The sequence below is a fragment of the Vibrio sp. LQ2 genome (assembly GCF_023920125.1).
Classification (GTDB): Bacteria; Pseudomonadota; Gammaproteobacteria; order Enterobacterales; family Vibrionaceae; genus Vibrio; species Vibrio fluvialis.
In genome coordinates this window covers 252,456-264,650 of the sequence record NZ_CP085308.1, presented here as the reverse complement: position 1 = coordinate 264,650, position 12,195 = coordinate 252,456, and the positions used below count along the sequence as shown (strand labels likewise).

15 protein-coding genes are annotated in these 12,195 nt (G+C 50.5%); 12 read left to right on the top strand and 3 right to left on the bottom strand.

Features of this window, described 5'->3' with window-relative positions:
* The first annotated feature begins 98 nt into the window (after nt 1–98).
* The 10 genes from fliD (at nt 99) to LGV68_RS01345 (ending at nt 7,361) form a co-directional block, all read left to right on the top strand.
* Nucleotides 99–1,436 (top strand): flagellar filament capping protein FliD, encoded by a 1,338-nt coding sequence (gene fliD, locus LGV68_RS01390; protein ID WP_024373220.1) that lies wholly within the window; start codon nt 99–101, stop codon nt 1,434–1,436.
* A gap of 20 nt (nt 1,437–1,456) precedes the next feature.
* Entirely contained in the window at nt 1,457–1,843 is a 387-nt protein-coding gene (gene fliS, locus LGV68_RS01385) for a flagellar export chaperone FliS (protein ID WP_020329958.1), read from the top strand.
* Nucleotides 1,827–2,141 carry a hypothetical protein gene (locus LGV68_RS01380; protein ID WP_020329957.1) on the top strand — a complete coding sequence of 105 codons (315 nt, stop codon included), beginning with the start codon at nt 1,827–1,829 and terminating at the stop codon, nt 2,139–2,141. The genes fliS and LGV68_RS01380 overlap by 17 nt, the downstream gene beginning before the upstream one ends.
* 1 nt (nt 2,142) lies before the next feature.
* A complete protein-coding gene (locus LGV68_RS01375; protein ID WP_252536066.1) occupies nt 2,143–3,210 on the top strand; it encodes a flagellar hook-length control protein FliK in 1,068 nt (355 codons plus the stop codon).
* A 23-nt stretch (nt 3,211–3,233) separates the two neighbouring features.
* Nucleotides 3,234–3,737: a flagellar basal body-associated FliL family protein gene (locus LGV68_RS01370; RefSeq protein ID WP_020329955.1), complete on the top strand. Its 504-nt coding sequence runs from the start codon at nt 3,234–3,236 to the stop codon at nt 3,735–3,737.
* Between the two features lie 10 nt (nt 3,738–3,747).
* A complete protein-coding gene (locus LGV68_RS01365) occupies nt 3,748–4,476 on the top strand; it encodes a FliA/WhiG family RNA polymerase sigma factor (RefSeq protein WP_020329954.1) in 729 nt (242 codons plus the stop codon).
* A gap of 9 nt (nt 4,477–4,485) precedes the next feature.
* The gene (motA, locus tag LGV68_RS01360) at nt 4,486–5,343 is read left to right on the top strand and encodes a flagellar motor stator protein MotA (RefSeq protein ID WP_020329951.1); all 858 of its coding nucleotides are present in this window, start codon (nt 4,486–4,488) and stop codon (nt 5,341–5,343) included.
* Nucleotides 5,343–6,335, top strand: coding sequence for a flagellar motor protein MotB (locus tag LGV68_RS01355; protein WP_020329950.1), 993 nt, complete (start codon nt 5,343–5,345; stop codon nt 6,333–6,335). The genes motA and LGV68_RS01355 overlap by 1 nt, the downstream gene beginning before the upstream one ends.
* A 74-nt stretch (nt 6,336–6,409) precedes the next feature.
* Entirely contained in the window at nt 6,410–6,697 is a 288-nt protein-coding gene (locus LGV68_RS01350) for a hypothetical protein (protein WP_024373222.1), read from the top strand.
* Between the two features lie 136 nt (nt 6,698–6,833).
* Entirely contained in the window at nt 6,834–7,361 is a 528-nt protein-coding gene (locus tag LGV68_RS01345; RefSeq protein ID WP_222734716.1) for a copper resistance protein NlpE, read from the top strand.
* Nucleotides 7,362–7,439: 78 nt separating this feature from the next.
* Here LGV68_RS01345 and LGV68_RS01340 read toward each other — a convergent pair whose 3' ends face one another.
* Entirely contained in the window at nt 7,440–8,273 is an 834-nt protein-coding gene (locus LGV68_RS01340) for an SDR family oxidoreductase (RefSeq protein ID WP_252536065.1), read from the bottom strand.
* Nucleotides 8,274–8,423: 150 nt separating this feature from the next.
* On the opposite strand from LGV68_RS01340, the gene LGV68_RS01335 reads away from it, so the two are divergent.
* Together LGV68_RS01335 and LGV68_RS01330 are read left to right on the top strand one after the other, a co-directional pair.
* Nucleotides 8,424–8,798: a helix-turn-helix domain-containing protein gene (locus LGV68_RS01335; protein WP_252536064.1), complete on the top strand. Its 375-nt coding sequence runs from the start codon at nt 8,424–8,426 to the stop codon at nt 8,796–8,798.
* A gap of 195 nt (nt 8,799–8,993) precedes the next feature.
* Nucleotides 8,994–9,269, top strand: coding sequence for a D-fructose-6-phosphate amidotransferase (locus LGV68_RS01330; RefSeq protein ID WP_252536063.1), 276 nt, complete (start codon nt 8,994–8,996; stop codon nt 9,267–9,269).
* 431 nt (nt 9,270–9,700) lie between these two features.
* Here LGV68_RS01330 and LGV68_RS01325 read toward each other — a convergent pair whose 3' ends face one another.
* Complete coding sequence (locus LGV68_RS01325) at nt 9,701–11,437, bottom strand: AAA family ATPase (protein ID WP_252536062.1); 1,737 nt, start codon at nt 11,435–11,437, stop codon at nt 9,701–9,703.
* Between the two features lie 158 nt (nt 11,438–11,595).
* On the bottom strand, nt 11,596–12,195 hold the full coding sequence (locus LGV68_RS01320) for an HNH endonuclease (protein WP_252536061.1): 600 nt from the start codon (nt 12,193–12,195) through the stop codon (nt 11,596–11,598).

Here is a 12,195-nt window from a genome sequence, read left to right as displayed (position 1 = left end):
TTGCGAACTTAGCGACAGGTTTATCAAACCCGAGCACGCTACCGCTACGTCAGGTGTGAGCGCAAAGGTAAGCAGACTGAGCAACAGGGAGCGCCCGAATGAGTTCATTAGATCCAATCACCATGGCAACACAGCTGGCTACATACGATGTGCAGCCATTTCAGCAGCGTTTGAACACGCAATCGTCCCAGTACCAGTCACAATTGACCGCACTGGGCAAAGTGGAAACCGCACTGCGCGCTTTCCGCACGGCGATCACTGAAATGAACAGTTCCACCAGCAGCATCGTGAAAAACAGCGCCACCGTATCGCAAGAAGGTTACTTCTCCGCGACGGCCGACGCCAACGCGCTGGCGGGCAGCTATCAGGTGTTTGTTGAACAGGTTGCGACCGCGCATCAGGTGTCGGCCAGTATGCCCGCTAACCTGGATTCCACCACGCAAGTACCAACCACCGGCACCATGGATTTCACCATCAATGGCACCACCATGACGCTGGATCTCTCGACCCTCGACAGCGATGGCGATGGAATTGCGACGGTGGCGGATTTGGTGTCGGCCATTAACAACGACAGCAACAACCCGGGCGTGAACGCGACGCTGGTGCGCTCGAACGGCCAAACCTATTTCATGCTGTCGAGCACCGAAACCGGTGTGGCCAACTCGGTCAACGTTTCCGTCTCCGGCACCGGCCAGACGTGGTTTGAAGATGCCTTTACCAACCTCAACGAGATCAGCGCGCCGCAAGATGCCGTGATTTGGCTTGGCGCCCAAGGCACCGGCCTGCAACTGACCAACAGCAGCAACACCTTTGAAGGCGTGATCAACGGCGTCGATCTGACCGTGACCAAAGCGCAAACCAGTGGCGAAGCGCCACTGAGCCTGTCCGTCGGTGCGGATCAGGAAGGCACCAAAGAGCAGATGAATAAGATCATCGAGGCCTACAACAGCCTGATGAAAACCATCGATTCTTACACCTCGATTGGCGGCGAAGATTCTCAACGCGGTGTGCTGGCGAGCGACCCGACAATTCGCTCAATTGAGAGCCAACTGAAAACGTTAGTCCGTGGCGAGTTTGAAGGCATGCGCCTGAGCGATCTCGGCATCGAAATCAGCCGCGACGGCACGATGAAAATCGACGCCGACAAGTTTGAAGAAGCACAAACCACCAATACCGCGGCGCTGGAATCTTTCTTCAACGGCGATGGCAATCTGCTCGACAGCCTGGATTCGCTGCTTGACCCGTACCTGCAATTTTCTAACGGCCTGTTTAAGTCACGTAAAGATGCGCTGCAACAGAACATCAGTCGCATTGAAGACAAACAGACGGCACTCGAGCGCAAATACGACATGGCGTATGACCGCTACCTGAAACAGTTCACTCAAATGAACCAATTAATTACCAAGATGAACCAGACAATGTCGATGTTCGGCTAAGTCTGGCGAGGAGAAGTTTTATGTTAATGGACTCGGGCTACGACTCTTATCAACAAGTCGATTTAGATGCACAAGCCGCCGCCGCGACCCCTCATCAGTTGGTGGTCATGCTCATTGACGGCCTGCTGAACGAGATTGAACGCATTCGCGGCCACATCAGCGTGGGGCGATTAGCAGAAAAAGGCGCGGGCATTAACAAGTGCATGAACATTCTGATCGGCCTCGACAGCGCGCTCGATATGGAGAGCGGTGGCGAGCTGGCGGCCAACCTGCACCAGTTGTATGACTTCTGCCAGGTTGAGCTGTATCAGGCCAGCGTGCAGAACGATGTGGAGCGCCTGAGCACCGTTGAAACAGTCATGGGCAACATAAAAGAAGGATGGATGAATTTTGGTCAATACGCATAAGGTTTCCCCTGAGCGATTCCGCCATCTTTCTCAGCGGATCACCATCGCGACAAAATTACAGGACTGGAGCGCGCTCGCCCGCTACGACAGCGAGCTGCGTGAACTGCTGCAATACCACAAGCCGTTTCTGCGCGACACTCAACTGGCGCCACAAATCGCCAAAGCAAAAGCGGCGCATCAGGCCGCTTTGGAAGCGCTGCAAGCCGCGACCTCTGAGCTGGAATCGGAAATGGCACAGGTCAGCGCGCAGCAAGAGCGCGCCCTTGCCTATCAGCTCGCCATGACCATGGAGGGTTAACATGCAAGCGATGACGTCTTCCTCTAATTACTCGGCAGCGAGCTATGCTTCACCCGGCAAAGCCTCACAGGCTGGTTCATCGTCGTCCAGCGGCAAATCGGATGCGGCGCCGGATATTCATCAGGCGCGTTCGTTTGGCGACGCGGACGCCAGCAGATCGGCCAGCTTTACGCTTGGCCAGCCTGCCCGGTCGTTGCCGTCATTCAGCGACGAGCAGCCAGAGCCGGAGCTGACGACTCAACACCAAGATGAACAAGACGAACTGACCGCGCTGGTCGCGCTGCTGAACGCCAATCAACCTATCCCAACGCAGGCTCAGTTGGTCAAAGGGTTTGCCGAGAGCCACAGCGTGAGCGGCGTAAACACCGCGAATACTGCCGCGGCGCAGAACCCAAGCGCAAACTCTGCGGCGCCATCGGCAACAGGACAACCGGCAGCGGGGCTACTTAACGCGCAATCTGCGCCGTCCATCACCGAGAGCCAGCCCGTTGCGGCCAAAGCGGCGGTCACTCTCGACAGCGCGTTAAACGCGGCGCTCAATCAGGTCATCAACCCGGCATCTGGTGCGGCCAGCAACGGTCAAGCGCAAACTCAGGTTAACGCGTCGAACACCGCGACCACGGTGGTCAATGCGCCGGAATGGGCCAGCGTGCGCATTGATACCCAAGCGGGCAAATGGGGCGAGCAGATGCTGCAAGTACTGCACGATCGCGTCACGCTGCAAGCGCAGCAAAATCTGCAGGAAGCCAAGATCCGCCTCGATCCGCCTGATCTCGGCAAGCTGGATTTGGTGGTACGCGTGGAAGGCGATCGCCTCAGCGTGCAGATCAACGCCAATGCCTCGGCGACCCGTGAAGCGCTGATGCAGGTGTCTGATCGCCTGCGCGCCGAACTGCAAAGCCAGAACTTTGTGCACGTCGATGTCAATGTCGGCTCCGATCAGGGCGGCCAGCGCCAATCATCGTCTCACGATGACGCCGCTGCCAGCACCATTTTCGCGGCGCGCGACTCTGCCGACGAGCCGTTTACCTCTTCTCTGTCTGAGCACTGGCTCAGCACTCACGCCTAAGGTTTCAACGAGGAATAAAGGTTATGACCAAACAGCAACTTATTACCGTGTTTATCATGATGATCATCACCAGCGCCCTCGTCTCTGCGGGAACCGTGTTTGGCGGCATCTGGTATCTCAAGCAGCAGAGCGCGCAGCAAGAGCAACCGTCCGGAGACTGGCTGGCAAACTCGCCGCTGGCGTTTTTAAGCGAAACCAACCAGTCACCGAAAGCGCCGAGCTTTCATTCGCTGGATAAAGTGGTGCTGAGCGTGAAAGGCAAAAATCAGAACCATTTTCTGATGCTGGAAATTGCGGTCGAAACCCGTCATCCGGAACGCATCGCCAACATCGGTGATTACATGCCGGTGGTGCGCAATTCGCTGATCAAACTGTTCAGCGACAAAACCTATGAAGATTTGCAGCAGGATGGCGCGATTGAGCACCTGCAAAACGAGGTCAAGCTGACCATTCTCAACGCCTTTGAGAAAACCGACATTCTGCGCGACATCGACGATGTGCTGCTGACCAAATACGTCGTGCAGTAAGGACGCGCTTATGTTGGATATGCAATACCAGGAAGGGTATGACGTGTCGGACGAGGTTGCCTCTCCGACACTGCCGATCGACGAAAACCGCCTGCTCAGCCAGTATCAACATCTGGTGAAGCGGGTTTCTAACCAATTGCGGGTGCACGCGACCACGCATTGCAGCATCGAAGATATGCAGCAAATTGGCCTGATTGGCCTGCTGGAAGCCGGGCGCCGTTACGGCAACATTGACGACCCGAACTTTCCCGCGTTTGCGGTGTGCCGTATTCGCGGTGCGATTCTCGATGAACTGCGCCGCCTGGACTGGCGGTCACGCAAAACCCGTCAGCAAGCGCACGAGCTCAACGACGTGACCCGCGACCTGACCCGTAAACTGGGCCGTCAGCCGAATGACAACGAAATCATCGCTGCCCTTGGCACCGATGAGCAGGACTACTACGCGCGCCTGAACGCGTCACTCGCCGGGGAAATGCAGAGCCTGGATCAGCTGATTGAAAATGGCGTCGAGCAATTTGCCGACGGCCATTACGACGGCATGACGCAGGAGCATATACGCCGCAGTTTAGAACAGGCGCTCGGCCAGCTGTCAAAACGTGACCAGTTGCTCCTGACCCTGTTCTATCAACACGAACTCAACTTACACGAAATCGCGCTCGTGCTCGATCTGACGCCGCCTCGCATCTGTCAGCTACACAAACAGGCGCTCAAACAACTCAACCAATATTTGTCCTCTTAGGAGCCACTTATGCAAAAGTTTCTTGGTGCCATCATTGTTCTGATGTGTGTATTCGGCGGTTACGTCTGGGCGGGCGGCAGCCTAACCGCAATCTGGCAACCGGCGGAGTTTCTCATTATCGCCGGGGCGGCGCTCGGCTCACTGATCATCGGTAACCCGCCGCAGGTGCTCAAAGAGATGCGCCGCCAACTACGCATGATTCTGTCACAACCGAAAAATGAACAGGCGTATTACATGGAGCTGATGGCGGTGCTGCAAGTGCTGCTGGAAACCGTACGCAGCGGCGGATTTAAGTCGCTCGATAAGCACATTGAAAACCCGGAACAGAGCCCGATTTTTGCCCGCTACCCGCTGGTTGCGCGTGATTATCGTCTGGTTTCGTTCATTACCGACAACCTGCGCTTAATGGCGATGGGCCAGATGTCGCCTCATGAACTTGAGGGACTGCTGGAACAAGAAATCGACGCCATTCAGACCGACCTGCTACTGCCATCGCGTTCGATGCAACGCACCGCAGAAGCACTGCCGGGCTTTGGTATTCTGGCGGCGGTAGGCGGCATCATCATCACCATGCAAGCCATCGATGGTTCCATCGCCCTCATCGGCTACCACGTTGCCGCGGCACTGGTGGGCACCTTTATCGGCATCTTTGGCTGTTACTGCTGTCTTGATCCGGCGAGTAACGCCATGGCTCAGCGCGTCAAACGCGACATGTCGGCTTTTGAATGCGTGCGTGCCACTCTGGTGGCCTACGTGGCGAAGAAACCGACACTGCTGGCAATTGACGCAGGGCGTAAGCATATTCAGCTAGACATTAAACCAACCTTCAACGACATGGAGAAATGGCTAGCGGAGCAGGAGGGATAATGCAAAAACAGGAGCATGTCGTATTCAAGCGCTCTACCCGCAGTCACGACGAGCCTCACCATGGCGGTGCCTGGAAAGTCGCCATGGCCGATTTTATGATTGCCCTGATGGCACTGTTTCTGGTGCTGTGGGTGATGCAGGTGGTGAATAAAGAAGAGCGTAAAGCGATTGTCGCGCATCTGCACAGCGCCAGCGTGTTCGATCGCAGCTACGGCAACCCGTTTGATACCTCGCAGAGCATCTCTCCTATCGATTTAGCCTCGGAATCGTCGGTACCGAGCAAGCACGATTCCAACCATACCGTGACTTCGTTCTATAACGGCAACGGCAATGGCCCGGAATCAGATGCGATCATTCCCGGTAACTTCGATACCCAGGAACAGCTGACTATTCTGGCCAAAGTGATTGAAGAGATGATGCGCCAGATCAGCGCGCAAGGGAACGTGCACGTTTCCGTGACACCGCAAGGGCTGCGCATTGTGCTGCAGGACGACTACAAACAGCACATGTTCAGTCGTGGCGGAACCGAGCTGACACCTTTTTTTGAAGATCTTCTGCTGGCTCTGGCCCCGGTCTTTCAGCGGGTGGAAAATCCGCTCATCATCAGCGGCCACACCGACTCCACCGCGTTTAAGCAGCGTTTCAGCAATCGGACGAACTGGGAGCTATCGGCCAACCGTGCCAACATTGCGCGCCAGACGTTGGTGGCCGGCGGCATGCCGGAACAGCGCGTGTTGCAGGTTACCGGCATGTCGGACCGAGCCTTGCTCAACCCGGAAGAGCCGGATGGTAGTGAAAACCGCCGCATTGAACTGTTTGTCCTGACCACGCCAGCTGCGCAGGTGCTGGAGACCTTCTTTGGCAATCAGCAGGACGGTGAGCTGGACAAAGCGCGCGATAAAGCGCAGTTCAATCAACCAGTGCTGCGTCAGGAAACCATTCAGTATTCAACCCCGGTCGAGACAAAAAAGCAGCCCGACCAACAGTTATAACGCGTACTCTGCCCGAAGCCTGAGCCTCGGGCAGCTTTCCCGGTTCCATGGACTTCTTTATTACCGAGCACGTTATGTATCAGCATCCCGGCGAACATGCCCACAAAGACGGACTGAAAAAAGCCTTTCTCTGGCTGATCGTCATTGATTACTGCCTGCTGGGGCTGTTTTTGCTGCAACTCACCAGCCTGACGCTGCACGCGGGCACCAGCATCAGTCTGCTGCTGATGGTGTACAACATTCTGCTCAGCTTTCTCTGCTTTCAGCGCACCAGCAAGCAGGAATCCTACATCATCTATCCGACGCTTTCGGCGACGCTGCTGGCGTTCATCTGCTTCCTGTATTTCTTTTTTCTGATTTAACCTACGGAGTTATAACCGCTTTCTGACAGCATCCCCCGAAAGTATGACGGCGGACTGACGTGTCTGACATTTCTCTGTTGAATAATACTCATCAACAACAACGTCCACACGAAAACTCGATAGATAAGGATAGATGATGAAAAAAGCGATGTTCGCCCTAAGTGCACTGACTTTCATTTTAGCGGGCTGTGACACGGCTGAGAAAGCGGCAACGCAAGCAGAATCTCAACCCGCCGTGGATACACTGCCAACCGCAGTCAGCAACGCAGTTTCAACCGTGACCGACACCGTATCTGCTGCCGCTGGCACAATTGCAGAAACGGTAGATGCTGGTCATAACGCCTTCAACAGCCTCGATTGGCAAGGTACCTACAAAGGCACGCTGCCTTGCGCTGATTGCGCAGGCATCGATTACACTCTGACGCTGAACGAAGATGAAACCTACACCCTGACTCAGGTGTATCAGGGTAAAGAAGACGGCGGTCAGTTCAGCTCTAACGGTAAATTCCACTGGGATACCAAAGGCAGCGTAATCACACTGGAAGATGGCTCAGAAACGCCTAACCAGTACTTCGTGGGTGAAAACATGCTGATGAAACTCGACATCAACGGCGAGAAAATCACTGGCGATATGGCCGCGCTGTATAACCTGCAAAAGCAGTAAGTCGTGACTGACTCACCTCCCCCTGAAACGACAACGCCAGCATGATGCTGGCGTTGCTTTTTTTCTGATTCATCGCGCTCAGCGCAGCTCGGCCAGATGATCGGCAATGTACTCATCCAGCGAACGTGGCGCTTTGCCGGTGAGAGTGACAACCGCATCGCTCACGCCAGCCGTCCAGCATTCGCGCACCGGATAGAAAATCGAGGTCAGAAATTCCGCGTAGTCGGCAGGGACACCCACCGATTTCAGCAGGTCACAGAACGCGCCCTCTTCCATCGCCTGATAAGCCACTGGCTTACCGAGCGCCGCACTGATTTTTTGCGCGGCTTGCGCATAGCTCAGCGCTTCTGGACCGGTCAGGTTGAACGCCTGATTGTCAAAACGATTTGTGGTTAATGCCGCCGCTGCGCTGCTGGCAATATCACGCACATCAATAAAGCTCGATTTGCCTTCCCCTGCCGGAACGCCAATCACACCTTGGTCGATGCCCGCTTTCCAATAGGTATGGAAGTTATCGGCAAACCAGTTCGGACGCAGGATCACATACGGTACACCGGAGTTTTCCAGCGCGATTTCCACTTGGCGGTAAGGAATGGAATCATCGGCATCCACACCGAGTACGCTTTGGAATACCACCTTCACATTGCGCTCAGCCGCAGCCTGAATCACGGGCTCGAGCAGAGCTTTTGATTCCACATAACCGCCTGGCAGCATCACATAAGCGCGGTCAACGCCGTCGAACGCGGCGTCAAAGGTTGTTGGGTCAGCAAAATCAAACACCACACCTTCAGCCGCACCAAACGCTTGACCACTGCGCGACGCAGCTTTGACCTGTTCCCCTTTTGCCAGCAACTCTGCCACCAGCGGTTGACCAACGTGACCAGAGGCACCCAATACCAATACTTTGTTCATTCTGTTCTCCTAGGTATATTTTGGAAACTATGTAGTTGATAGAAACTTTGTAAACAATCTATACTCCCGAGCTGACGTTGTGAAGAAGGCACTTTTGGGTAACAAGGTGTCCTTGAGGTAACCACCCTGTGGTTTGAGCATAGAGGAAGAATGATGGATTTTGCGTATGACGTTTATGAGAACCGCTGCCCAACCCGCGCGGTATTGGATCGCATTGCCGACAAGTGGGCCCTGCTGATTTTAGACAAACTGCGCGGCGAACCGGTGCGCTTTAACCACCTCAAACGCGACATCAAGGGCATTTCGCAAAAGGTCTTGTCTCAAACCCTGAAAAAGCTCGAACGCGATGGGTTGGTCAGCCGCACCGTTTTTCCCACCGTACCAGTGACCGTGGAATACGCGTTGACGCCACTCGGCACGACGTTGACTGACGCCGTGGCTGCCCTCGCGCACTGGGCGGAAAGTAATATGGACGCGGTACTGAAGGCACAAAAGAGCTACGATGACAAACTTGATGGCGAGTAGAATTTCGGCTGAATACAAACTCACACCAAACCGACGTTAACGCTTTCTGTGTAAAGGCTTAGAGTAAAGTTTATTTTGCTGTCAGTTGGTCAAACTTACTTTTCACCGCCTAGAATCAAAATGTGATCTCGATTAATAAACCACATAAAAAGTGGGAGTAATTTAACTTGGATTTACGTTTTTGGGGGAGTGACCATGACCGCATCGAAAATGTTTCTAAGAGATTTGCTTGGCCTGATTTTAATCGTTTCAACTGTATTGGCACTGCTGAGCGTATTGCTGGACTTGCTGGCACTGCTGGCTTACGTCAATCACGAGACACAAGTCGCCACCCTGCTGTTCGATGAATCGTTCTACCTGCTGGTGTTTTTTATCCCGCCCTACTTTATCGCCAAATACATTAACCGCACCGACGTGGTGAAAGCGGTGGATGAATATCAGCTGATGAAGAGTAAAAGTGAAATCATGTAAGTGATGATGCACGCGACAGCAATCACGTTGAACGCAAGGGTTTGATGGGTATTGTGTGTCGCGTTTGTGTTTCTATCGAATGCGTTTTGGTTGAATTTGAAAAGGGTGATTGAGGTTTGACGCGTTTTCGCATCATCGAATCACGAAGCTTGGTTTGTCACGCGCCAGTTACTCTTTGCTGGCACAAAGAGTAACCAGAAAATGCCTTTGGATTTTTGGTTGTGGCCCGGGACGGTTTTAGGCGTTCCCGACGCCGAAAACCTAAAAATTCATCCATGAATTTTTCCCTAGTGAAAAGGGATTCAATGACAAAGCTGATTTCATTGAGGAGACAAATACAGGACTAGTGACTGTACTGTAAAGAGAAATCCCTATGTGTAGTGAAAATGCCAAGAGTTGGGAATCACTCTTGAATAGTTTGTTATAAGAATTTATTCAAGCCACTCAACCAACTCCTGCACACCAATAAAATCAACACAAGCCTGCTCTAGGCCAACTTCGGGATTCTCAGCATTAGCCTTAAACCTAGCCCATTCATGCTCATTTTTTGCTCTCAGGCCAAGGTGGGCTTCAATAGCCCCTAACTTCCAAAGCCAGATATTCCTTGCTCGTAGTTTGTTGTGTAGAGAATTTATCGCATCATGACTTCGTATATCTTGAGCCATCACTGCACAATGCTTTGCATTGGGCAAGTCACCGCGCATCTCAATAACATTGTCATCACATAAGCTTTGCAACAGATCCCTCAAGACAACTAAGTCCTCATCATCTCTGTCAATATAGTTGTTATGTATTGCGCCTTTGAAAACATAATCTAAGTCAACAATAGCTTTCGAAGGAAGATCCATTTCATGCAATATGCTCATCGTTTTGCCGATATTATCTACAGAGCCCGTTTCGATGAGTGCTGCATTATTTTGACCGAGAGTTCTCCCTTTTAGCTGCTTGTACAAGAATGGGAGCAATCTTAGCTCTGTCTTTCCCTCCGTGAGAACAACTTCATTTGCAAACAAGATTTGTGTTGATTGACTTAAAGCGAACAGGTGACCTGCTTGTGCTTCTGCATTTGGAACCGCTCTTTCCAACGCATCTCTCAAAGGTGTTCTGATATGTGTTCCTTGAGCATGAGTTTTGCGAACGAATAAAGTATGCTGTGCGCGTTCAGCAGTAATCATTTGAGCTGAGTGAGTGCTAAAAAGTACTTGATATCCATTTTGCGACAACACATGTAGAGCTTCACGGACTTGTTCTATAGCAAAAGGGTGTAAATACAATTCTGGTTCATCTATCAACAACAGCGTTGTTGTTGGTGATTCAGCATTCTGCTTGATTTCAGCGAGGTGTTGTATGAGTGCCATCTGCACCGAACGTTGAGCACCATGACCATAAGAGGTAACGTCTCGTCCTTCAGCATCGTTTTCATACACCTTTACTGTACCTGCATTGAAAATTTCATTAAAGTCGGGAACATCAAAGTGAAGTTTTAAACTAATGCCAGGAAATAGGTTCTCTACCTTTTCGTTTATTGAATCATCAATTTCCGCTAATTCATCCAAGCGTCGATTTCCGTCCGCACCCATTCGGCGGCTAATTGCATTTAAGTGCCTGTTAACAACAGAAGCATGGCTTTCTGCTAATGAGGTACTAAGTTCTTTTAATAACTTACCAATAGTAGAAGTACTTTTTGCCTTTCCCGCATCTTCAGCGGCATTCTCCATAGCTCCAACCTTAATAGGCTCTGGAAACAATAATTTTATAGCATTCCAAATACCTCTTGGGTTTCGAGCATATCGCCCTTTTTCGAAATTGAAAATTTCGAGATTAATTTCTGTTTTTTTGGTTGCATTGGCCGGCTGAGTTCTTTTTATTCTAACCACATCATTTTCGATATATGGTCTAAGTGGTTCTCGATGCTCCTCATTTAGACGTTGCAGTACATCTTCGGTTACGCCAACAACTTCACCTTCAATAATAACGGGTAGATTGACATCATTGTAATCACTTTCAGCTAACAGTTTGTCTTTTACCAGCCACTCCACTGCACTAAGAATGTTCGATTTACCGACATTGTTGTAACCGACTAAAGGAGTGTATGGTGTCAAAACTACTGTCAATTCTTTACAAGATTTGTAATTCTGAATTTCTATATTTTTTATATAGTGAGACATATTATTACCTTACCAACTGAATTCTTATAACGCCCAATTAGGAGGTGAGCAACGCTACCACCCAATCTAAAGCATTGTGGCATAAACACTAAGTTTGAAGTAGAAGAAAATATGCCAAGCGTTGGGAATCCATCTTAAATTGTTTGTTAAGTATCGGTTTATAAGTATTTCTTAAATAATAGTTCGATTAACTCTCTGGATTTTTTAGATTCTAGATCTGTCTTTATCCCTTGATTCTCACTTATGCTTTGTAGTTCGTAAAACTTTAAATCGAAGTAATTATAATGAAACTCACCTTTTCCAGTTCTAATTTCATATCTATAGTAAATTCTATTGTCATTAGTAAAAACAGTTCTTTTAAGATGTGATAATATATTATCTAAGTTTGGATGCACAAAACGATATAAATTTTTATTATATACTGAATTACTCCATTGGCTTCTAAACTTACTTATATCTCTTGTGAGAAAGCTAATATCCGAATGTTTTCTATCAGAATTACATCTTACACAAGAAATTGCCAAATTAGTAAGGTCAAATGTATACACAGGAAACTCTGATTTAGGGAGTATGTGTTCTATATGTTTATTTCTTTCAGTTTCTCTTAGTAAATCTCTCAAACAATAGCAACAATAATTACCCTGCTTTATGTTAACTTTTTCTTTTATATACTTTTTAAATCCAGACGCATAATGTGAACTCCAAGGGTTTGAAGATAACATTGCCTTTTTTATGTCATTAAAGAATTTATCCGCCAT

Bases quoted from the DNA above. Each gene is read 5' to 3' on its own strand.
- LGV68_RS01340 (WP_252536065.1), bottom strand. From the start codon at position 8,273: ATGAACAAAGTATTGGTATTGGGTGCCTCTGGTCACGTTGGTCAACCG.
- LGV68_RS01370 (WP_020329955.1), top strand. From the start codon at position 3,234: ATGACCAAACAGCAACTTATTACCGTGTTTATCATGATGATCATCACC.
- LGV68_RS01350 (WP_024373222.1), top strand. From the start codon at position 6,410: ATGTATCAGCATCCCGGCGAACATGCCCACAAAGACGGACTGAAAAAA.
- LGV68_RS01375 (WP_252536066.1), top strand. From the start codon at position 2,143: ATGCAAGCGATGACGTCTTCCTCTAATTACTCGGCAGCGAGCTATGCT.
- LGV68_RS01330 (WP_252536063.1), top strand. From the start codon at position 8,994: ATGACCGCATCGAAAATGTTTCTAAGAGATTTGCTTGGCCTGATTTTA.
- motA (WP_020329951.1), top strand. From the start codon at position 4,486: ATGCAAAAGTTTCTTGGTGCCATCATTGTTCTGATGTGTGTATTCGGC.
- LGV68_RS01355 (WP_020329950.1), top strand. From the start codon at position 5,343: ATGCAAAAACAGGAGCATGTCGTATTCAAGCGCTCTACCCGCAGTCAC.
- fliS (WP_020329958.1), top strand. From the start codon at position 1,457: ATGTTAATGGACTCGGGCTACGACTCTTATCAACAAGTCGATTTAGAT.
- LGV68_RS01345 (WP_222734716.1), top strand. From the start codon at position 6,834: ATGAAAAAAGCGATGTTCGCCCTAAGTGCACTGACTTTCATTTTAGCG.
- LGV68_RS01325 (WP_252536062.1), bottom strand. From the start codon at position 11,437: ATGTCTCACTATATAAAAAATATAGAAATTCAGAATTACAAATCTTGT.
- LGV68_RS01320 (WP_252536061.1), bottom strand. From the start codon at position 12,195: ATGGCGGATAAATTCTTTAATGACATAAAAAAGGCAATGTTATCTTCA.
- fliD (WP_024373220.1), top strand. From the start codon at position 99: ATGAGTTCATTAGATCCAATCACCATGGCAACACAGCTGGCTACATAC.
- LGV68_RS01365 (WP_020329954.1), top strand. From the start codon at position 3,748: ATGTTGGATATGCAATACCAGGAAGGGTATGACGTGTCGGACGAGGTT.
- LGV68_RS01335 (WP_252536064.1), top strand. From the start codon at position 8,424: ATGATGGATTTTGCGTATGACGTTTATGAGAACCGCTGCCCAACCCGC.